Below are 20,973 nucleotides of genomic sequence, written 5' to 3' on the forward strand. Positions count from 1 at the left end.
AATCCTGTTCCGAATTGGACTGCAAAGATATAATTCGTTTCTTTGTACTCCAAATAAAATTTAAAAAAAATTAAATGTCGCATAAAGCAGGCTTTGTAAGCATTATTGGGAAACCAAATGCGGGTAAATCTACCTTAATGAACGCACTTGTTGGAGAGAAAATGGCTATCATTACGCCTAAAGCTCAAACCACCAGACACCGTATTATTGGTATTGTAAATGAAGAAGACTATCAGATTGTTTTTTCTGATACCCCAGGCATCATCAAACCAAATTATAAACTGCAAGAAAACATGATGCATGCAGTTGATGATAGCTTAGAAGATTCTGATATTTTAGTATTTGTTACCGATATTAATGAAAAGCATGACGAGCAAGACGTTTTAGACAAGATTAAAAAGTCTAAAGCTCATCTCATGATTTTGATTAATAAGATAGATGAATCTAACCAAGACCAGGTAGAAGAAAAAATCAACTACTGGAAAGAAAAACTAAACCCCGATGCTATCATAGGCATTTCTGCCCTACACCAATACAATGTAGATAAGGTGATGCAGTACATTGTAGAAAAACTACCTGTACACCCACCCTATTACGAAAAAGATGAGCTAACTACTCGTTCTGAACGATTCTTTGTATCAGAAATGATTCGTGAAAAAATATTTAAACTCTACAAAAAAGAAATCCCTTACAGTACAGAAGTTATTGTAACCGCTTTTAAAGAGGCTAAAGACATTATCCGTATTAGTGCAGAAATTGTGGTAGAAAGAGACTCGCAAAAAAATATCATCATTGGCCCTGGAGGCTCTATGCTAAAAAGAGTAGGTACTTATGCCAGACAAGACATGGAAGAATTTTTACAAAAGAAAGTTTTCCTAGAAATGTTTGTTAAAGTAATACCCGATTGGCGTAACCGCGAAAACTACCTTAAAAGCTTCGGCTACGCAGAGTAGATTTCTATCTTGGATCAGTTATCAGTTCTTAGTTACCAGTTGTCAGTTCTGGGTGGTGAGTTTTATTAATTGATTTTGAATCAGTTACCAGTTGTGCGTTTTCAGTTCCCAGTTCTAGATGCTTAGTTTCCTGTTTTTGAATTTTGATTTTTCACTTTTGAATTTTTAATTCAGTTATCAGTTGGTGGTTACCAGTTATCAGTTCTGGGTGGTGAGTTTTCTGTTTTTCTTTTTTAACTTTTCCTTTTGAATTTTTCATTCAGTTACCGGTTGTTGGTTACCAGTTTCCAGTTCTGGGTGGTGAGTTTTATTGAGTGATTTTGAATCAGTTACCAGTTGTGCGTTTTCAGTTCCCAGTTCTAGATGCTTAGTTTCCTGTTTTTGAATTTTTAATTTTTAATTTTCACTTTTTAATTTTTAATTTTTAAAAGATTGATTAAGCCTCCCAATTTTAGTAATCACTAACATTAATCTAACTTATATTCGCATACAAATTATTAATAGATGGAATTGAATAATAAATTAGAAGCACAGCAATTTGAAATAAAAAATTTCACTTACGATTTACCTGAAAACCGAATAGCAAAATACCCATTAGCTGAAAGAGATTTAAGTAAATTATTAGTTTATCATAATGGGGAAATTTCTGAAGATATTTACAGAAACCTTGACAAATATATTTTCGAAAAATCAATATTTATTTTCAATAACACCAAGGTTGTACAATCACGTCTTTATTTTAACAATTCCACAGGTGGTAAAATTGAAGTTTTCTGCTTAGAACCAAGCGAAAAAAATCATGAACCATCAATGGCTATGATGAAAAAGACCTGTGTTGAATGGAAATGTTTAATTGGCCGACTTGATAGATGGAAAGAAAAAGTAATAAGCATTAACACCAAAGACATTTCTTTAGATGCTGAAATATTAGAAAGAGACGGGAATGTTTTTACAATTAGGTTCAGTTGGCAACCAACTAGTTTTTCATTCGCTGAAATATTAGAACATTTTGGTGCAATGCCAATTCCGCCATATTTAAAGAGAGAGAGTGAAGAAATAGATGTAAGTAGATACCAAACCGTTTATGCAGAACAACAGGGTTCTGTTGCAGCGCCAACAGCAGGACTTCACTTTACAAATCAAATTTTTGAAAAAATAAAATCTAAAAATGCAATTGTAGATTATGTAACGCTTCATGTTGGCGCAGGTACTTTTATACCCGTTAAAAGTGAAACGCTTGAAGGGCATCAAATGCACTCTGAATGGATAGAAGTGGCGCAGGAAACTATCTTGAATATAGTAGCGCAAATTTCTGATGAGCAAACAAACAAAAATGTTATTGCTATAGGTACAACCTCGTTAAGAACTATCGAATCACTATATTGGATGGGTGTTAAGGCAAATCAAAATATGAGTGCTTCTATTGATGAATTAGAAGTTAAACAATGGGATGCATACGAACTTCAACAAAGTCTCACTGCATCTGATGCGCTAAATTGCTTGCTAGCTTGGTTGAAAAGAAATAAAATAGAAAAAATAATTTGCAAAACACAGCTACTTATTGTTCCGTCTTATCAATTGAAAATTGCAAACGCTCTTATTACTAATTTTCATCAGCCAAGTTCTACGCTACTTTTACTTGTTGCGGCAGTGGTGGGTGATGATTGGAAAGTTATTTATGATTATGCGTTAAAGAATGACTTTAGGTTTTTGAGCTACGGAGACGGAAGTTTACTTTTTGACAATAAACGAAATAAAAACTAATCAATTCAATATTAAAATTCCGCTTCGGACAGAAAGGAAGCAAACTTTTTATTCAGTTGAATCAGTTATCGGTTGCCAGTTTCCAGTTCTGGGTGGTGAGTTTTATTGATTGATTTTTTGTCATTGCGATGAGGAACGAAGAAGCAATCTTTTTATCAATCAGTTAGCGGTTGTTGGTTGCCAGTTATCAGTTCTCCGATGGTTTGTGCACAATCAAAATTGCTCAATATATTTAATAAACAAAAATCACAGCAAACCCTAAAGCAAAAACAAAAGCGTTTACTGTAATCTTGTACATCATTAAAAAGGCTTTACAATTATTTAAACCTATTATTTTTCCGTTTAGCAAGGCATATGAGCGCAATAGCTGTTGTTACTACCAATGCTTTAACAACTAACTTTTTCGTAAATGCTTTACGATTATATTTCCACTCGGCACCTAAGCCTTTTTCGGCAAAGAGATTAGGAAAATGACCATGTTTAAGATCATCCAAAATACCTTCTACCACATTAACCCTATCGGCAAGAATAAGCGGCAACCAGTGTGCAAAGCTAGACTCGCTATACTTAAACGCTTGTCTACGTATCATTCCGCTTAATCCGGAAGGCGGTATAGAGGCTCCAAATACGGCTGTTACATGTGGCCTTTCCATAGACTGTAAAACCTCTACCGTTTTAGCTTGCTGTGCTGGTCTTTCCCAATCATAACCTTTATGCTCTTCTTGGCTTCTATTTCTTATAGGATAGGTAGGGTCGTTTTGCGTATCTGCATCAACACCCCACCCTTCAATTTCTGTTGGATTTATATTTTTATTTTTCATGGCAAATAGCTTTATGTTCTTACTGATGGTGGTATAAGAACAGTTTTAATACAGTTATCTAATTTTGAGGAGAAGATATGATAAGCCTCGGCAACTTCTTCTAAAGGCACCCGATGAGTGATGATGGCTTTAGGATTTATTCTTCCTGCTTGCACATGCTCTATCATTTTAGGCAGTAATCTTTTTACTGATGCTTGGTTTGCCCTGATGGTGATACCTTTATTTACTACATTTCCAATAGGAATAAGATTACCAGTGGGCCCATAAACGCCAACAATAGAAACTATACCACCCTTTTTAACCGAATTGATTGCCCAATGAAGTGCCGTAGCAGCCCCCGCTTGCAACAATAATTTTTTACCTGTAATGGTTTGTAGGGCACTACCCGCAGCATCTGCCCCTACGGCATCGATACAAACATCGGCACCTAGCCAATCTGTTGCCTTTTTAAGAAAAACTACAGGATCATCCATGCTTTTGAAATTATAAGCTTCACAATTGGCGTAATTCTTTACAAATTCTAAACGGTAATCTATATGGTCTATCACAATTACCCTAGCTGCACCAAAAAGCCAAGCACATTTTGCTGCCATGATACCAACCGGACCGGCACCAAAAACCACCACTGTATCTCCTTTTTGTATACCCCCCATTTCCGCAGCTTGATATCCAGTAGGCAATACATCGGTTAACAATACGGCATCATCAGGGTCCATATCAGGTGGAATAATAGTTGGCCCAACATCAGCATAAGGGACTCGAACATACTCTGCCTGACCGCCCTGATAACCGCCTGCTGTGTGCGAATAACCAAAAATACCACCTACGGCAGTAGCTTGTGAATTAGACTCGTGGCAATTACCGTATAGCTCTTGTTTACAAAAAGCACATTTTCCACAGGCAATATTAAAGGGAACAAGCACATGGTCGCCAACTTTTAATTTTTCTACCGATGAGCCTATCTCCTCAACAATACCTATAAATTCATGTCCGAAGGTTGAGCCCACCCGAGTATCGGGCACCATACCGTGGTAAAGATGTAAATCTGAGCCACAAATACAAGATCTGGTGACTTTTACAATAGCATCATTGGGATGCAAGATTTTAGGATAAGGTTTGTGGTCTATCCGTACGCGACGCGGACCACGATAATTCATTGCTATCATAGTATAGATGTTTTTCTTTCACACCCATATATCATACCAAAGGAGAAAAATATGGTAAAGAGCTAATTCATAGATTTTTAATAATGACCAACATAAAATTTTAAAGAGAGGCTTATCTTATCGATAAAAATAAAAAAACCAAGAATCAAAAGGATAATGTTAAATCCTCTCTATTCTTGGGTTTATAATAACTTGAAAATTTTTAATTCTTATTTATAAGTTTCGGCCAATTTTAAAGCTTCATAGGCGTTAACAATACCACCAGCAATACTTAAATCAGTAAAAGGAACTTTTACTTTTTTACCATCACCTATAAATTCTACATCTTGGTTAACTTTCACAACAGATTTCATGATGATATCTTTCACCTGTACCGCACTTAAACTAGGATAATAAGATCTTATTAAAGCCGCTAAACCACTTACCACTGGGGCTGCCATACTGGTACCGCTATTAGCTTTGTATAAAGAACCCGGTATGGTAGAATTGATATCAACACCAGGGGCAAAAACATCAACGGTAGTTTTACCATAGTTAGAAAAATTAGCTTTTAAGGTTTTATCGTTTTTAGCGTCTGAAGCCCCAACTTCTATCCACGCTTGGGCGGTTTTGCCATTGTTGAAATATCTGTTAGGGTAAACACGCTCTAGGTCTAGGTTTTTATTATCATTACCGGCAGCATGTACTAGTAAAACATCTTTCTTCATGGCATATTGTACAGCCTTGTCTACCGCTTCTTTATCCCAGCTATGGCTTTTACCAAAACTCATGTTAATAACTTTAGCACCGTTATCCACGGCGTAAATAATGCTATTGGCCACATCTTTATCACGCTCATCGCCGTTAGGCACAGTTCTCACAGCTAAAATGCTTACGTTATCTGCAACGCCTCTAATACCTTTATCGTTAGTTCTATCGGCAGCAATAATACCGGCTACGTGGCTTCCATGCTCGGCATCGGGGCCCATTACATCTAAATTACCATAGCTTTTTTCGTAGCTGTTTTGGTAATTATCGCCTACCATAGATCTAGAATTATAAGCCATATTTAAGTGATAATACAATTGCTCGTAATAATATTTTACGCCTCTGGCAAGCTCTTGCTCATAAAAATCCTGAAAATCATCGCTCTTATTAGCCTTCATGTTCACCAAAATAAGTTTCTTGATTTGCTCTTGTTGTTTAGAAGCAGGGCTAGAAGCTTTAAACTCATCTAAGTTTGGTTTCTCTTTTCCTGTTGATGCAATTAAAGAATCAACTGTTTTTTTAACCGAGTACAGCATGAAATACTCTTGCTCTGCTTTACGCTTCTTTTGGTCGTAAATTTTAAGGTTCTTTTGATAAGCTCTTAAAGCAGGTAAATCTGCTTTTCGTACCGAGTTGGAGTCTTTTCCATCAAATTTCTCCATATCTCTTAATAAAACCCTTACCAATTCTATATTATCAAACTCCACATTTCCTTTAGCAGAGCCCATAAAATTCCATCCTCGCAAATCATCGGCATAGCCATTTTTATCATCATCTATACCATTACCTGCTACTTCTAGCTTGTTTTGCCATAAAACGGATTTTAAATCTTCGTGGGTAGTATCAACACCGCCATCTAAAACGGCTACAATTACCGGGGTAGATTTTTTACCTTTTAAAATTTCTTGATAAGCTTTGTCTGCACTTATCCCAAAAGAGCCGTCTTTTTGTAAATCTTTGTTGTACCAATCTGTTTTTTCTGTCTTTTGTGCTTGAAGAAAGGCCGGTATTACTAACAGCGCCAGTAATCCAATAGTCTTCATCACCTGCCTTTTTATAATTCTCATATATTATCTATTAATGATTAGGTTCTGGAAAAATAATGAATATGTTTTTAAATTTTTATTTAAACTGTTAATCTCGCTTAAAATTACACCATACAGCAAAATTGTTACTATGATAAGCTGATGATGTATAAAATGAGGCTCAAAACCAAGCTCATAGAGGAGGGGCCACAGCGGTGTTCGGGATTTTTTAGCTACCTTTGCACCTACAAAAAATTATGCCGGCAAGATAAGGCTGGGAAAAACAATCAGATATGAGTAATATAGTAGCGATCGTCGGGAGACCGAACGTGGGAAAATCAACTTTATACAATAGGCTAACAGAAACCCGCAAAGCCATAGTTGATGATATGAGCGGTGTAACCAGAGACCGCCATTACGGCCTTGCCGAGTGGACCAACAAAAACTTTACTGTTATAGATACCGGAGGTTATGTAGCAAACTCTGAAGATGTATTTGAAGCTGCCATACGTGAGCAAGTTTTAATTGCAATTGAGGAAGCAACCGTTATCATTTTTATGGTTGATGTTACCACGGGCATTACAGATTTAGACGATGAAATTGCCAGCGTTTTACGTAAAAGCAAGAAACCTGTTTTGGTTGCTGTAAATAAGGTTGATAATTACCAACTACAATCAGACGCTACCGAGTTTTATAGCTTTGGTTTAGGCGAAATTCATTGTGTTTCTTCTATGTCTGGTTCTGGTACCGGAGATTTATTAGACGAGGTTGCCAAACACCTAGAAGACGATGTTGAAGAAACTGATAGCTTGCCAAAATTTGCTATTGTAGGTAGACCAAATGTGGGTAAATCATCTATGATTAATGCCCTAATAGGTAAAGATAGAAACATTGTTACTGATATAGCTGGCACAACCAGAGACTCTATACATATCCATTACAACCAATTTGGGCATGAGTTTATGTTGATAGACACCGCCGGATTGCGTAAAAAAACCAAGGTTAGAGAGAATATCGAGTTTTACTCGGTAATGAGAACCATTAAAGCTTTAGAAGAAGCAGATGTGGTTATTTTAATGATTGATGCTGCTGAAGGTATAGAATCTCAAGATATTAATATTTTCCATTTGGCCGAGAAAAACAAAAAAGGTTTGGTATTGGTCATTAATAAATGGGATGTAATAGAGAAAGACCATAAAACAGCGAAAGCTTTTGAAGCTAAAATTCATGAGAAAATAGCTCCGTTTACAGATATTCCTATCATCTTCACCTCGGTAACAGAAAAACAAAGAATATTTAAAACAGTAGAAGCAGCAGTTAAAGTTTTCGAAAATAAAACCAAGAAAATACCTACTTCTAAACTGAATGATATTTTATTGCCTATTATAGAAAAAACACCTCCACCAGCTATAAAAGGTAAACACATTAAGATTAAATACATTACGCAAATAAACGCTTCATCGCCTATGTTTGCCTTCTTCTGTAACTTACCGCAATACATAAAAGAACCTTACAAAAGATTTTTGGAGAATAAATTGAGAGAACATTTTGATTTTTCTGGCGTTCCTATTCAGATATTCTTTAGACAAAAATAATAAACATAAAGCCTAGGTGTTTAGCATCATACTTTCATGATGCTAAACACAAATGGTATACTACCGCTTAGGTTTTAAAAATATAAAACAGATGAAAAAGCTATTTTGGGTAATTACTTTGGTTATTGGTTTTGCAGGTGCTGCTTGTAACCAAGAAGTTAAAACAGACCAGCAATTAGACTCTTTAAATCAGGCTAAAGCCGATTCTTTATTGCAAGACGCCTTAAAAGATTCTTTAGCACAAGACAACGTAGCTACAGATTCTATTGCTACAGCAGATAGCATAGCGAAATAATTAGGTTTACTTATTCAGTAGTTCTAAAGCCTTACTTACATAAGGTTCTTGATTATTGACAACTTGGTAAAAACCTTCCTCCTGAAAATAATAACGAGCTAATATAGCTTTGATATCTTTCTTAAATTTGGGGATAGCTTTGGCTATTTCTTCTTGCTTGGCTTTAATATTTCTATGCTTAATAAACCTCATTAAACTTTTAATGCTAGCATCGCTAAGCTTATAATTTTGGCTAAACTCGTAAGCGTTTTTATAGGGCAGAATCTCGTTATGGATAAGATTTCTGTACACAAATTCTTGAAGTATAGAGGCTTCAGAAACCTGCTTATAAAGCTCGGTATAATAAGAAGTATCTAGAGGCACAAAATAATCTGGCATGATACCGCCACCGCCATATACCAATCTACCTTTTTCTGTTTTATAAGGTTTATTAGATTTCACAAAAGCCGAATCTTTTAAGGCGCTATCAATAGAAACATACTCGCCACGTTCAAAACGTTTTTTAAGCTCCTCTTTATAATCTGCCACACCTTTATCATAAGATTTTTGGATAGATCTTCCTGATGGTGTAAAGTAACGGGCTACGGTTAAATTCATGGCAGAGCCATCTTCAAAAGAAAACTGCTCTTGCACCAAACCTTTACCAAAAGACCGTCTTCCTATAATATAACCTCTGTCTAAATCTTGTATAGCACCAGCCACAACTTCACTGGCAGATGCCGTTCCCTCATCTATCAAAACTACCAATTGGCCTTTTTCAAATAAACCTTCTGTAGTGGCAATATAATCTGTACGGGGCTCATGTAAGCCTTTGGTATAAACAATTAATTTTCCGTCGGGCAGGAACTGGTCTGCTAAGGCTGTAGCCGATGTTAAATAACCTCCACCATTACCTCTTAAATCCAAAATCAGGTTTTTCATACCCTTTTGGCTAAGCTTTTCCAACTCGTCAATAAAATCTTCATCGGTGTTTGCACCAAACTTACTGATTTTGATAAAACCCGTTTGGTTATTCATCAAATAAGCAACATCAATACTACTTACAATAATGCGGTCTCTTACAATTTCTAACTCTTGGATATTGCCCTTACCGTTTCTAATAACCGTTACCTTAACCCTGCTACCCTTTTTTCCCCTCAGTTTACTGATAACGTTTTCTGCCAATAAACCCTTTCCGGTTACATACTCGCCGTTAACAGCAATAATTTTATCCCCTTTTTGCAAACCAGCTTTTTCTGCTGGCCCTTGCGGCCTTATTTGCGTTACAAACAAAGTATCAGACAGTAAATAATATTCAATACCAATTCCTTCAAAATTACCTTCCAAATTTTCTGTTTGTGCTTTTGCCTGTACAGGTGGCAGGTATAAAGAGTGTGGATCTAAATTTTTAAGAATTTCATGAATGGCTAAATTCTCCATAGAATCTATGTTAACAGAATCTACATAGTTCTTTCTGATGAGGTTTAAAATGCGATTTACCTTATTGCTTTTACTAAAATCAAAAGCAATTACACCATTACCATTGCTATCAACAGAGAATTGTGTACCTAGAAAAAATCCAAGAAATAAAATCAGCAGAATAAAAAAAAAGAATAAAAAATTTTTCGTTAACGATTTCATGGACTTATATGCACAAATGTAATGACTAAACCATTAGAAAACAGAAATTTTATCTATTTATCTGTAAAAAAGCATATATTTTTTGTAGAATTTAACATTTACTATAGTTAACAACGTCCAAGTATTACATTTTAGCTCCTATTACTGTCCTTTATTCTTAATTTCTGTAATCTTATTTTATTGATGGTAAATCGACATCAACTGTACCAGAATTTTTGGTCGTAACAAAATCATGTTTAAGTCAACACTAACAAGGTACTAACAGGGTTCTAACAGGGTCATAACAGGTTACAAACTATATGATTAACCCTATAAATTACCTATGAACCTGAGTTCGATTATAAAAATAGGCTCACCTGCGAGGTTTTTTGTACTTCATATTTGATAGCCGGTTTTTTAGGAAAGAAGCTGTAAGCGATTAGTCCTGATAAAATATTAGTCAAAAAATTACCAAAAGAGCGATGTCTTGAATGCTCAATCTGGCACATATTTTTTAATTCATCATTGATGGTTTCAATCACCGAGCGCTTTCTTAGCATAATTTTATCTTTCAATTCCATTAAACAATTCTTCATATTGTTTCTGATGTTGGTAATTAGATGTAATCCGTCCACAAACAGCATGTGGGTCAGTTCTTTGGATAAGTATCCTTTATCGGCATATAGCTTACCCTTGACAGCCTGGATAAACCGTTCATTTTTAAGCGGTTCTCTGTCATCTACATTGCCTTGGGTAATGACAAAGTTTAGAATTTCACCCTTGTCATTAATAATTAGATGAAGCTTAAACCCAAAGAAATACCCCATGGTCGATTTACCTACGGTAGCAATATCCTTGAATACCCGATTGCGTTTGATACGTTTGTTCTTACATACCCGGATAGGAGTAGAATCAACAAAAGAGATCCCTGTGCATTCGCCCAGGCACATCGTTTTAAGAAAGATTGTCATGGGTAAAACGGCTGATTGCATCAGCTCTGTAAATCGATTATAGGAAACCGTTTGAGGAAATTCTGATAGCAGATGTTTCTGAACATACTGCTGGTAAAAGTGCTTCATGTTTCTAAAACTGCCCGAGTGAAAAAGAACCATTAAGGTAATGACTTCGCTATCAGACATCAGGGGCTTCCTTTTCGGAATGTTTCCTATCCTAAAAGAGCTAATATTGGCTGTAAAATGATTGCAAAACTCATCTGTTAAATAGAAAATTTCAGTAACTTTATCAATGGTAATATTCATGTTTTGTTTATCTATATACTTAAATTTCAGATACTTAAATATATAAAACACAACTGAATATTACCTCTTTATTCCTAAGATTTATTTATCATTTATCCTTTTATTATTAATCGAACTCAGGTTATGATTTACGAGTTGGTATATAGTAGTGTAAAAGGATGCTAGGATATATATCAGTTATTATTTTTTCTTGTAGCATCAAAGCGAAACCTAATGATTAATGAGCCATCATCACTTATATTTCACTCCTGATAAGCTTGACTTTAAGCTATTTTAGGTTTTTAAACGAACTGCCGTTATGTGTGATACCAACCGAACGGGGATACATCTTTCATTTAAAATATTTTCGTAAATTAACAGAATGAAAAAAAAGCAAGAAATACATTTGGATTTTGTGGTTGACAAGCTGACCAATTCTATCCAAAACACTATTTCTGGCGACAGTTTTCAAACTGAAGTTGCAAGGTTCACGCTGAAAGACAGTAAACATATTACAGTTAAAAATGGTTGGAATTTCAACTGGAAAGCCGAACTAAAAGATTACGCTAAAGAAGTTTACAAACTAACGATTATCAATAATTCGGATATTATTCAGGGTTTATTGAGCATAACTAAAGAAACAGATTATGTTTTTATGAACCTTCTAGAAAATGCGCCTTTCAATATAGGACGAAATAAACTCTATGAAGGTGTAGCTGGAAATTTAGTTGCATTTGCTTGTAAGCTCTCCTTTCAATATGGTTTTGATGGGTTTGTTGCTTTTACCGCAAAAACGAAGTTAATACACCATTATGAAGAATCTTTAGGTGCTTATCATTTTGGCGGGCACAGAATGATTTTACCAACAGAATCTGCAAAAATATTAGTTGAAAAATATTTTAAAACCTAAGATTATGGGATTTATTAGAGAACCAAAAGGCATTGACTTTATCATACAAAGTGAACCTTTAACTGAAAAAGAAAAAAAAGAAATCAGCCAGTTTATAGCAGATTATAAGGCCAATAAAAAGCAAACAGAATCGAAAAAAACGGCTAATAAACGTAAAAAGCAACATTCATAAAAAAGTACAAACACATAACCACAAGTTTATACAAAGATGGCTGAACTGCTTAAAGTAACTTTCTGCAAATTAATTTAGTTTATGCTAGCTGATATAGGTTGCGTACCTGCCAGTGGGTAAATACCGCTGTTTATTATCTGTGTAGCAAATTAAGACAGTACTCGAGCATAATTGCATAACCTCTTTTTGCTAATCGTTTTAAGGTAATAGTTAAGGTTAAGATAGGGCTTACATAAGCACTTATCAGCTATTATTTTTCTTATAGCATCAAAGCAAAGTTAAAACTACTAATTTTTTAATACGCCGTAATCGCACCTATTTTACTCCTTATAAGCCTGAATTTAAGCTATTTAGGTTTTAGACAAACTGCCATTGAGTGTAACCGAACCCCAAAAACATTCTATAACATTAAGATTAGAAAAATTGTTCCTTATACCAATTATTGGTACCTTTATAGTGAAGTTTAAAATTATGGCAAAGAACACATCAATACTACTCGGCGACTATTTCGAAAAGTTCATTAACGAACAAGTTCAGACTGGAAAATTTTCTTCTGCAAGTGAGGTTGTACGAGCAGCTTTAAGAATGTTTGAACACGAGGAAACAAAAAAAACTGAGCTTATTAAAGAACTTGTAAAAGGTGAAAAATCTGGATTTGTAAAAAACTTTAGCAGAGATACATTTTTAGATAATCTTCATCAAAAACATGTATCAAAATAATGACTTATAAAATCGGTAATGAAGCTCAAATCGACATTGAAAACATTTGGCTTTACACTTTCGAAACTTGGTCTCTTGAACAAGCAGACAGATATTTCAACTTAATCCTTAATGAAATCGAGTATTTAACTCAACATCCAACTAGTGGGAAAGATTTTAATCATATCAGAAAAGGGTATTACCGCACAAAAGTAAAATCACATTTTATTTTCTATCGAATAAATTTGAAAGAAAACGAAATAGAAATAATCAGAATTCTGCATCAGCAAATGGACATTGAAAGCAGATTAAATGATTAACCTGACGACACATAACACGCGTAACTGATGCACTACCCTCTAAATACCCTTCCAGCAAGTTTTTCTTATATAAATTGAGTCATTTAAAGCTGATATAAGCGATGCTAATTTTTAATTGTTTTTGCTGATAAAAATACAAGATTTGAACAATATCCTATCCTAGAAAAAACACTGTTCCCAATTTGGTTAGTTCCACACATTTTAAAGACCATCCAAAAATTCACTCTTCGATTATAAGTTCGGATTATAGTTCATAGCATCTTAAATTTTAATACTTCTACAGGCTATCCTCAACTATGATAATGCCCTGTTGAGTATTTGTCTATAAAAGCGCACATTTTTTTCAATAAAACTGATTATTTACCGACATTTATGCCCACCTTAATACGTTATGAGTAAAACCACCGAATCAACCTCTTTATATCATGATTTAGATCAGATGTCTGTTAAAGAAATCTTGCATAACATCAATAAAGAAGACCAAACAGTTCCTTTTGCAGTTAAAGAAGCATTGCCACAAATAGAAAAACTGGTTAATGCTGTGGTAGAAAAAATGAAAAAAGGCGGTCGCTTATTTTATATTGGAGCCGGTACCAGTGGCAGATTGGGTGTTGTTGATGCCTCTGAATGCCCGCCTACATTTGGTGTAGACTTTGAAACCGTAATTGGGCTTATTGCTGGTGGCGATAGCGCTATCAGAAAAGCTGTTGAATTTGCAGAAGACCATACCGAGCAAGCTTGGGAAGATTTAAAACCTTATAAAATCAACTCCTCAGACAGTTTAATAGGCATTGCAGCATCAGGCGAAACACCTTATGTTTTAGCTGGTTTAAAAGCAGCTAACCAAAACGGTATTTTAACTGGCTGTATAGTTTGTAATCACAACAGCAGCATTGCTAAAGAAGCCATATATCCTATTGAAGTGATTGTAGGTCCAGAGTTTTTAACAGGCTCTACCCGTATGAAAGCGGGTACTGCGCAAAAACTGGTTTTAAATATGCTGAGCACATCAGTCATGATAAAATTAGGTAAAGTTAAAGGCAACAAAATGGTTGATATGCAGTTAACCAATAATAAGCTGGTAGATAGAGGTACCCGTATGGTGATGGAAGAAACTGGATTAGACGAACAAAAAGCAAGTTACTTATTAAAAAAATATGGAAACGTTAGAAAAGCAGTGGAAGCTTTCTTAACATCTTTACAATAGTTATGCATGAAATAGAGCCTTATTTTAAGTGGAGGGATGATTATATAGCAGCAGAGGATGAAAGGTCTCCCTTTTATGAAACCCAATACAACGAGTTTTATTACGACAAACAAATCTATAATTATTTACTTCACCCACAGTGGGATACCTTTGGGTCTAACACCTTATATCTCAAAGTTTTATTTGTTGATTATGACCGCCAATACGCCATTATAGAATTTATTGGCGAGTGGAATGATGCTATTAACAACGATATTATGCTTTTGAAAAGAGAAATACTAGAAAGCATTATAAATGAAGGCATTAATAAATTTATTCTGGTTGGAGAAAACGTGTTAAATTTCCATTCATCTGATGATTGTTATTACGAAGAATGGTTTCAGGATGTAGAAGACGGATGGATTGCAGGTATTAATTTTAGACCTCATGTTATTGATGAATTTAAAACCAATAACATTGATTATTACATCAATTTTGGCGGCGAGTTAGACGATTTAAGCTGGCGACAATTAAAACCTTTACAGTTTTTTAAACGCGTTGAAGAACAATTGACGAAAAGACTGTATTAGAAGTCTCGCTTCTGAACTTTCCTTCTGAGAGATAGCTCCTTTTTATCATTACAAATACAATTATCTTTCTAATGTCTTTTAAGCATTTACCTTAAGGATAATATTTGCTTTTGACCAAAAATATCATCATTTTTGCAGCGCTTATAGAGAAAGACGGAGGGATTAGACCCTACGAAGTCTTAGCAACCTGTGCTTACAAGGTGCTACATTCTACTTAGGGTGCAACTCTAGGAAAGATAAGTGAAAGTCTAAATGCCAAAAATCCTGACTTTTCTAAATAAGCTAATAAGTATTGAGAGGTGATTATTGCGTATTGAATACCATTCAATTACGTGTATTCGCACTTCACAATACGCTCTACGCAATACGATAAAATGAATATCAGAGAAGAATTAAAAAAGAGAATTTTAGTGATAGATGGCGCCATGGGTACCATGATACAGCGTTATAACCTAACGGAGGAGGATTTTAGAAGCGAAAGATTTAAAAACCACCCATGCGATGTTAAGGGAAATAATGATTTGCTGAACATTACCCGTCCTGATGTTATCAAAGCTATTCATGCGGCTTATTTAGAAGCTGGTGCTGATATTATTGAAACCAATACTTTCAGCACTCAGCGTATTTCTATGGCTGATTATCAGATGGAAGATCTTTCTTATGAGCTGAGTTATGAAGGCGCTAGAATAGCTAAAGAAGTTGCCTTAGCATTTACAGCTCAAAATCCTGATAGGCCAAAATTTGTTGCCGGTGCTATTGGCCCTACCAACCGTACTTTATCTATCTCTCCGGATGTTAACGACCCTGGTTTTAGAGCCATCACTTTTGATTATCTAGAAGAATGCTATTACGAGCAGGTAAGAGGTTTAGTTGATGGTGGCGCAGATGTATTATTGATAGAAACTATTTTTGATACTTTAAATGCAAAAGCTGCAATTTTTGCTATCAAACGCTACGAAAAAGAATTAAACGATAAGTTAGCCAACCAGTCTCCCCTCTCCTTTGGAGAGGGGTCGGGGGTGAGGCTCGAAATCATGATTTCTGGAACCATTACAGATGCTTCCGGAAGAACATTATCTGGGCAAACCGTAGAAGCATTTTGGAACTCTGTTCGCCATGCTGATATTTTATCTATAGGCTTAAACTGTGCTTTGGGTGCTAAAGAAATGCGTCCTTACGTACAAGAGCTTTCAGAAATTTCTGATGTTTTTGTTTCTGCTTATCCAAATGCTGGCTTACCTAATGAGTTTGGTGCTTATGATGAGACTCCAGATGAAACTGCCACATTGGTGAATGATTTTCTAGCATCGGGCTTTATCAATATTATAGGTGGCTGTTGTGGTACTACGCCAGACCATATTCAGAAAATGGCAAATTTTGCTGCACAACATCCAGCAAGAGTCCCTCAGCAACAAGCTCCTTATTTAAGATTATCAGGTTTAGAAGCTTTTAATATTACCGCACAAACCAACTTTGTAAATGTTGGAGAGCGTACCAACGTAACAGGTTCGCCAAAATTTGCCAAGCTTATTTTAAGTGGGGATTTTGAAGGCGCTTTATCCGTTGCTCGTCAGCAGGTAGAAGGTGGTGCGCAAGTCATAGATGTAAACATGGATGAAGGTATGCTTGATTCTGAAGCTGCCATGACCAAGTTTTTAAACCTTATTGGTGCCGAGCCCGATATCAGTAAGCTACCTATCATGGTAGACTCTTCTAAATGGACGGTTATAGAAGCTGGCTTAAAATGTTTACAAGGAAAAGGCATCGTAAATTCTATTTCTCTTAAAGAAGGTGAAGAAAAGTTTAAAGAATATGCGCATAAAATAAAGCAATATGGTGCTGCCGCCGTCGTAATGGCTTTTGATGAAAATGGTCAAGCCGATAATCTGGAACGTAGAAAAGAAATTTGTAAACGTTCTTATGATATTTTGGTTAACGAGTTAAATTTCCCTCCGCAAGACATCATTTTCGACCCTAATATTTTAACTGTAGCTACAGGTTTAGAAGAGCATAACAACTATGCTGTTGATTTTATTGAGGCTACCCGTTGGATTAAACAAAACCTTCCTCACGCTAAAGTAAGTGGTGGTGTTTCCAACATATCTTTCTCTTTCCGCGGAAATAACCCTGTACGTGAGGCCATGCACTCGGCATTTTTATACCACGCCATTAAAGCTGGTTTAGATATGGGTATTGTTAACGCTGGGATGCTGGAAGTGTACGAAGAAATTGAACCAGAACTTTTAATAAAAGTTGAGGATGTTCTCTTAAACCGCAGACCAGATGCTACAGAAATCTTGGTAGAATACGCAGAAACCGTTAAAAATAAAGGTAAAGTACTGGTTAAAGATGAAGAATGGCGTAAAGGCACTGTAGAAGAGCGGTTATCTCATTCTTTAATAAAAGGTATTATTGATTATTTAGATACTGATGTTGAAGAAGCCCGATTAAAATATGCTAAACCTTTAGATGTTATTGAAGGTCCTTTAATGGCTGGTATGAGCATTGTTGGTGATTTATTTGGCGAAGGAAAAATGTTCTTACCACAGGTAGTAAAATCTGCCAGGGTAATGAAAAAAGCCGTTGCCATCTTAATGCCTTACATTGAAGCAGGAAAGGTTGAAGGCGAGAGCAGCTCTGCCGGTAAAATATTATTAGCAACTGTAAAAGGAGATGTGCATGATATTGGAAAAAATATTGTAGGTGTTGTATTAGCTTGTAACAACTTCGAAATTATTGATTTAGGTGTGATGGTTCCTGCGGCTAAAATCATTGAAGAAGCTAAAAAACATCAGGTAGACATCATAGGCTTAAGCGGCTTAATCACCCCTTCTTTAGATGAAATGGTTCATTTTGCTAAAGAGCTAGAACGTGAAGGTTTTGATATTCCTTTATTAATTGGCGGCGCAACTACTTCAAGAATACATACTGCTGTAAAAGTAGACCCACATTATAAAGGGGCTACCGTACATGTTTTAGATGCTTCAAGAAGTGTAACCGTTTGCAGCGATTTATTAAACCCTGAGACGAAAGTATCTTACAAAGAAAAAATTAAAGAAGACTACCAAACAACCCGAGATAATTACAACAAAAAGAAGGTTGATAAAAGCTTGGTTGCTATTGAAGAAGCCCGTAAAGAGAAATTTAAGATAGATTGGTCTTTGCCTATTGCTGGCGCACCTACTTTTACAGGTACTAAAGTAATAGAAGATTATCCCTTAGAAGAGCTGGTACCTTATATAGATTGGTCTCCTTTTTTCCATACTTGGGAGCTAAGAGGTTCTTATCCTAAAATTTTTGATGATAAATATGTAGGTATTGAGGCTAAAAAATTGTTTGATGATGCCCAAGTTCTTTTAAAACGTATAGTTGATGAGAAATTACTAAAAGCAAGAGCTGTATTTGGTTTCTGGCCGGCTGCTACCGTTGGCGATGATGATATTGAATTAACCATAGAAAATCAACAATTGCCGGATTTACAATATCAACTTACAGAAGAAGGTTGTGTGTTAAAAGAGCAACAAGAAACAGCACCAGAGACCATCAAGATACATACTTTACGTCAGCAAGCAGAAAAACCAAAAGGCGAACCTTATTATGCTTTGGCAGATTTTATAGCGCCTAAAGAAACAGGTTTACAAGATTATCTTGGTGGTTTTGCAGTTACAACAGGTTTAGGATGCGATGAGCTGGTAGCTAAATTTGAAGCCGATTTTGATGATTATAACAGCATCATGACCAAGGCTTTAGCCGATAGATTGGCAGAAGCTTTTGCGGAAAAGCTACATGAAATGGTTCGTAAAGACTATTGGGCTTACGCTAAAGCAGAAAAATTAGATAATGAAGAACTGATAAAGGAGAAATATCAGGGTATAAGGCCAGCACCGGGTTATCCAGCCTGCCCAGATCATACAGAAAAAGCTACTTTATTTAATCTTTTGGATGCTACACAAACAACTGGCATAAAACTAACAGAAAGTTTAGCCATGTACCCTACCGCAGCGGTAAGCGGATTTTACTTTGCACACCCTCAATCCAGATACTTTGGTTTAGGCAAGATAGGTAAAGACCAAGTAGAAGACTATGCTAAAAGAAAAGCTTTAGACCTAGAAACCGCTGAGAAGTGGCTGAGCCCGAATTTGGGGTATTAGTTTGTTAGGTGGTTAGGTTGTTAGATGGTTAGTTTGTTAGATGGTTAGGTGGTTAGGTGGTTAGGTTGTTAGATGGTTAGGTTGTTAGGTTGTTAGGTTGTTAGTTTGTTAGATGGTTAGTTTGTTAGGTGGTTAGATGGTTAGATGGTTAGATGGTTAGGTGGTTAGGTTGTTAGATGGTTAGTTTGTTAGATGGTTAGGTTGTTAGTTGGTTAGATGGTTAGTTGGGTGGGTTGTTAGTTGGTTAGAAAGTTAAAAATATGTCTGGTTATCAAAAGTATACAGAATTAGATGTTTGGAAACAGGCTAAAGATTTAGCGGCTTATATTTATCATGTAACTGCATCTTTTCCTAAAGAAGAACAATTCGGTATTATTTCTCAAATGCGAAGATGTGTAGTTTCTGTTCCATCTAACATTGCAGAGGGCTGTGGGAGGCAACATATAAAAGAAACTATCCACTTTTTATCTATCGCTAGAGGCTCTCTTTACGAACTAGAAACCCAAATACATATTTCAAAAGATTTGCATTTTATAAATGAAGTCGATTTTAATAAAACGCTCCAAAGCATTGAACACGTTGGAAAACTAATTAATGGATTTATAAGATTCCAAAACACCAAGAAAGCACCTAAACCCTAACAAACTAACAAACTAAATCCTAACAAACTAACAAACTAAACCCTAACAAACTAACAAACTAAACCCTAACAAACTAACAAACTAAACCCTAACAAACTAAACCCTAACAAACTAACCCTAACAAACTAACAAACTAAACCCTAACAAACTAAACCAAAATGCCAAATCAAATTAGTTCTACAAAAGGTATTCTCCTCATTGCTACAGGGGCGATATGCTTTTCGGCGAAAGCGATTATGATTAAGCTGGCTTATCAAGAGGCTCCGGTTGATGCATTAACTTTGTTAACCCTACGTTTTGCTATTTCTTTACCCTTTTTTATGTTGATTGCTTTTTTAAATCATCGTAAAAACCCAAACAATAGCATTAAACAAATATCTGGGAAAGATATTGCCATCATTTGTGGTCTTGCGCTTCTAGGTTATTATATCGCTAGTTTGTTTGATTTCATGGGCTTAGCTTATGTAACTGCTGGTTTAGAACGTATTATACTTTTCAGCTACCCCACTTTTGTGGTTATTTTTTCTTATCTGTTTTTCAAGAAAAAAATCACCTTACAAATTACAAAGGCACTTATCATCACTTATATAGGCTTATTGGTTATTGTTTATAATAACGATATTTTCAGCACAGCAAATAGCATAAAAGGCGCTATTTTTATTTTTATCAGTGCTATAACTTATGCATTATATTTGGTGTTTGGTAGTAAGTATATCCAAAAATATGGTTCGGTAAATTTTAATAGCTTAGCCATGATGATTTCTTGCTTATACGTTATAGCACATTATTTAATCTTAGGAAATGGTTCCTTATTAAGCTACTCTTGGACCATTTATGCTTACGGATTTGCTTTAGCCATCATCAGTACCGTAATACCTACATTTTTAGTGATGGAAGGTATTAGACTGCTTGGTGCAAATAAAGGTGCTATAGTAGCAACGGTAGGACCAGTATCAACCATATTTTTAGGTTGGTTAATATTAAATGAAGCCTTTACTTTGCAAGAATTCTTTGGCTCTGTACTGGTAATTATGGGTGTATTTTTAACCAGTCAGCAGAAAAAAGAAATTGAACAGGTAAATCCTGAAACAAATAGATAAT

18 protein-coding genes and 1 riboswitch are annotated in these 20,973 nt (G+C 35.5%); of the genes, 13 read left to right on the forward strand and 5 right to left on the reverse strand.

Annotated features, from left to right (window positions below; genetic code table 11):
- Positions 1–74 precede the first annotated feature (74 nt).
- Positions 75–953, forward strand: a complete 879-nt coding sequence (gene era / locus FYC62_RS11230) for a GTPase Era (RefSeq protein ID WP_149074978.1) — start codon at positions 75–77, stop codon at positions 951–953.
- A gap of 504 nt (positions 954–1,457) precedes the next feature.
- Entirely contained in the window at positions 1,458–2,717 is a 1,260-nt protein-coding gene (locus FYC62_RS11235) for an S-adenosylmethionine:tRNA ribosyltransferase-isomerase (protein ID WP_149074979.1), read from the forward strand.
- 317 nt (positions 2,718–3,034) lie between these two features.
- Here the strand turns inward: FYC62_RS11235 and FYC62_RS11240 are convergent, their stop codons facing one another.
- The 3 genes from FYC62_RS11240 to FYC62_RS11250 all read right to left on the reverse strand — a co-directional run bounded on the left by FYC62_RS11240 (position 3,035) and on the right by FYC62_RS11250 (position 6,518).
- On the reverse strand, positions 3,035–3,538 hold the full coding sequence (locus FYC62_RS11240; RefSeq protein ID WP_149074980.1) for a hypothetical protein: 504 nt from the start codon (positions 3,536–3,538) through the stop codon (positions 3,035–3,037).
- Between the two features lie 11 nt (positions 3,539–3,549).
- Positions 3,550–4,704 (reverse strand): zinc-dependent alcohol dehydrogenase, encoded by a 1,155-nt coding sequence (locus FYC62_RS11245; RefSeq protein ID WP_149074981.1) that lies wholly within the window; start codon positions 4,702–4,704, stop codon positions 3,550–3,552.
- 209 nt (positions 4,705–4,913) lie between these two features.
- Positions 4,914–6,518 (reverse strand): S8 family peptidase, encoded by a 1,605-nt coding sequence (locus FYC62_RS11250; protein ID WP_149074982.1) that lies wholly within the window; start codon positions 6,516–6,518, stop codon positions 4,914–4,916.
- Positions 6,519–6,769: 251 nt separating this feature from the next.
- Here FYC62_RS11250 and der point away from each other — a divergent pair, with 251 nt between their 5' ends.
- Together der and FYC62_RS11260 are read left to right on the forward strand one after the other, a co-directional pair.
- Complete coding sequence (gene der, locus FYC62_RS11255) at positions 6,770–8,071, forward strand: ribosome biogenesis GTPase Der (protein ID WP_039451190.1); 1,302 nt, start codon at positions 6,770–6,772, stop codon at positions 8,069–8,071.
- Between the two features lie 91 nt (positions 8,072–8,162).
- Positions 8,163–8,366 carry a hypothetical protein gene (locus tag FYC62_RS11260; RefSeq protein ID WP_149074983.1) on the forward strand — a complete coding sequence of 68 codons (204 nt, stop codon included), beginning with the start codon at positions 8,163–8,165 and terminating at the stop codon, positions 8,364–8,366.
- 6 nt (positions 8,367–8,372) lie between these two features.
- Here FYC62_RS11260 and FYC62_RS11265 read toward each other — a convergent pair whose 3' ends face one another.
- A complete protein-coding gene (locus FYC62_RS11265; RefSeq protein WP_149074984.1) occupies positions 8,373–9,986 on the reverse strand; it encodes a S41 family peptidase in 1,614 nt (537 codons plus the stop codon).
- Between the two features lie 338 nt (positions 9,987–10,324).
- Positions 10,325–11,224: an IS982 family transposase gene (locus FYC62_RS11270; RefSeq protein WP_149073919.1), complete on the reverse strand. Its 900-nt coding sequence runs from the start codon at positions 11,222–11,224 to the stop codon at positions 10,325–10,327.
- A 361-nt stretch (positions 11,225–11,585) separates the two neighbouring features.
- Here FYC62_RS11270 and FYC62_RS11275 point away from each other — a divergent pair, with 361 nt between their 5' ends.
- From FYC62_RS11275 to FYC62_RS11310, 9 genes are all read left to right on the forward strand, one after another.
- Positions 11,586–12,113 carry a hypothetical protein gene (locus FYC62_RS11275; protein ID WP_149074985.1) on the forward strand — a complete coding sequence of 176 codons (528 nt, stop codon included), beginning with the start codon at positions 11,586–11,588 and terminating at the stop codon, positions 12,111–12,113.
- A 4-nt stretch (positions 12,114–12,117) separates the two neighbouring features.
- Entirely contained in the window at positions 12,118–12,285 is a 168-nt protein-coding gene (locus FYC62_RS17130; protein WP_168199429.1) for a hypothetical protein, read from the forward strand.
- Between the two features lie 471 nt (positions 12,286–12,756).
- Positions 12,757–13,005, forward strand: a complete 249-nt coding sequence (locus FYC62_RS11280) for a type II toxin-antitoxin system ParD family antitoxin (protein ID WP_039451266.1) — start codon at positions 12,757–12,759, stop codon at positions 13,003–13,005.
- Positions 13,005–13,304, forward strand: coding sequence for a type II toxin-antitoxin system RelE/ParE family toxin (locus FYC62_RS11285; protein WP_039451215.1), 300 nt, complete (start codon positions 13,005–13,007; stop codon positions 13,302–13,304). Before FYC62_RS11280 ends, FYC62_RS11285 begins: the two co-directional genes overlap by 1 nt.
- Before the next feature lie 391 nt (positions 13,305–13,695).
- A complete protein-coding gene (gene murQ, locus FYC62_RS11290) occupies positions 13,696–14,511 on the forward strand; it encodes an N-acetylmuramic acid 6-phosphate etherase (protein WP_149074986.1) in 816 nt (271 codons plus the stop codon).
- 2 nt (positions 14,512–14,513) lie between these two features.
- The gene (locus FYC62_RS11295) at positions 14,514–15,080 is read left to right on the forward strand and encodes a hypothetical protein (RefSeq protein WP_149074987.1); all 567 of its coding nucleotides are present in this window, start codon (positions 14,514–14,516) and stop codon (positions 15,078–15,080) included.
- 138 nt (positions 15,081–15,218) lie between these two features.
- Positions 15,219–15,323, forward strand: a riboswitch (SAM riboswitch).
- Between the two features lie 131 nt (positions 15,324–15,454).
- On the forward strand, positions 15,455–19,231 hold the full coding sequence (gene metH / locus FYC62_RS11300) for a methionine synthase (protein WP_149074988.1): 3,777 nt from the start codon (positions 15,455–15,457) through the stop codon (positions 19,229–19,231).
- A gap of 260 nt (positions 19,232–19,491) precedes the next feature.
- Positions 19,492–19,872, forward strand: coding sequence for a four helix bundle protein (locus tag FYC62_RS11305; RefSeq protein ID WP_149074989.1), 381 nt, complete (start codon positions 19,492–19,494; stop codon positions 19,870–19,872).
- Between the two features lie 158 nt (positions 19,873–20,030).
- Positions 20,031–20,972: a DMT family transporter gene (locus FYC62_RS11310; RefSeq protein ID WP_149074990.1), complete on the forward strand. Its 942-nt coding sequence runs from the start codon at positions 20,031–20,033 to the stop codon at positions 20,970–20,972.
- Position 20,973: the final 1 nt, after the last annotated feature.

Origin of the sequence: Pedobacter aquae (assembly GCF_008195825.1) — a bacterium.
GTDB lineage: Bacteria > Bacteroidota > Bacteroidia > Sphingobacteriales > Sphingobacteriaceae > Pseudopedobacter > Pseudopedobacter aquae.

What these genes read in the sequence shown, in the direction of transcription:
- era (WP_149074978.1), top strand. Translation starts at nt 75, where the DNA reads ATGTCGCATAAAGCAGGCTTTGTAAGCATTATTGGGAAACCAAATGCG.
- FYC62_RS11235 (WP_149074979.1), top strand. Translation starts at nt 1,458, where the DNA reads ATGGAATTGAATAATAAATTAGAAGCACAGCAATTTGAAATAAAAAAT.
- FYC62_RS11240 (WP_149074980.1), bottom strand. Translation starts at nt 3,538, where the DNA reads ATGAAAAATAAAAATATAAATCCAACAGAAATTGAAGGGTGGGGTGTT.
- FYC62_RS11245 (WP_149074981.1), bottom strand. Translation starts at nt 4,704, where the DNA reads ATGATAGCAATGAATTATCGTGGTCCGCGTCGCGTACGGATAGACCAC.
- FYC62_RS11250 (WP_149074982.1), bottom strand. Translation starts at nt 6,518, where the DNA reads ATGAGAATTATAAAAAGGCAGGTGATGAAGACTATTGGATTACTGGCG.
- der (WP_039451190.1), top strand. Translation starts at nt 6,770, where the DNA reads ATGAGTAATATAGTAGCGATCGTCGGGAGACCGAACGTGGGAAAATCA.
- FYC62_RS11260 (WP_149074983.1), top strand. Translation starts at nt 8,163, where the DNA reads ATGAAAAAGCTATTTTGGGTAATTACTTTGGTTATTGGTTTTGCAGGT.
- FYC62_RS11265 (WP_149074984.1), bottom strand. Translation starts at nt 9,986, where the DNA reads ATGAAATCGTTAACGAAAAATTTTTTATTCTTTTTTTTTATTCTGCTG.
- FYC62_RS11270 (WP_149073919.1), bottom strand. Translation starts at nt 11,224, where the DNA reads ATGAATATTACCATTGATAAAGTTACTGAAATTTTCTATTTAACAGAT.
- FYC62_RS11275 (WP_149074985.1), top strand. Translation starts at nt 11,586, where the DNA reads ATGAAAAAAAAGCAAGAAATACATTTGGATTTTGTGGTTGACAAGCTG.
- FYC62_RS17130 (WP_168199429.1), top strand. Translation starts at nt 12,118, where the DNA reads ATGGGATTTATTAGAGAACCAAAAGGCATTGACTTTATCATACAAAGT.
- FYC62_RS11280 (WP_039451266.1), top strand. Translation starts at nt 12,757, where the DNA reads ATGGCAAAGAACACATCAATACTACTCGGCGACTATTTCGAAAAGTTC.
- FYC62_RS11285 (WP_039451215.1), top strand. Translation starts at nt 13,005, where the DNA reads ATGACTTATAAAATCGGTAATGAAGCTCAAATCGACATTGAAAACATT.
- murQ (WP_149074986.1), top strand. Translation starts at nt 13,696, where the DNA reads ATGAGTAAAACCACCGAATCAACCTCTTTATATCATGATTTAGATCAG.
- FYC62_RS11295 (WP_149074987.1), top strand. Translation starts at nt 14,514, where the DNA reads ATGCATGAAATAGAGCCTTATTTTAAGTGGAGGGATGATTATATAGCA.
- metH (WP_149074988.1), top strand. Translation starts at nt 15,455, where the DNA reads ATGAATATCAGAGAAGAATTAAAAAAGAGAATTTTAGTGATAGATGGC.
- FYC62_RS11305 (WP_149074989.1), top strand. Translation starts at nt 19,492, where the DNA reads ATGTCTGGTTATCAAAAGTATACAGAATTAGATGTTTGGAAACAGGCT.
- FYC62_RS11310 (WP_149074990.1), top strand. Translation starts at nt 20,031, where the DNA reads ATGCCAAATCAAATTAGTTCTACAAAAGGTATTCTCCTCATTGCTACA.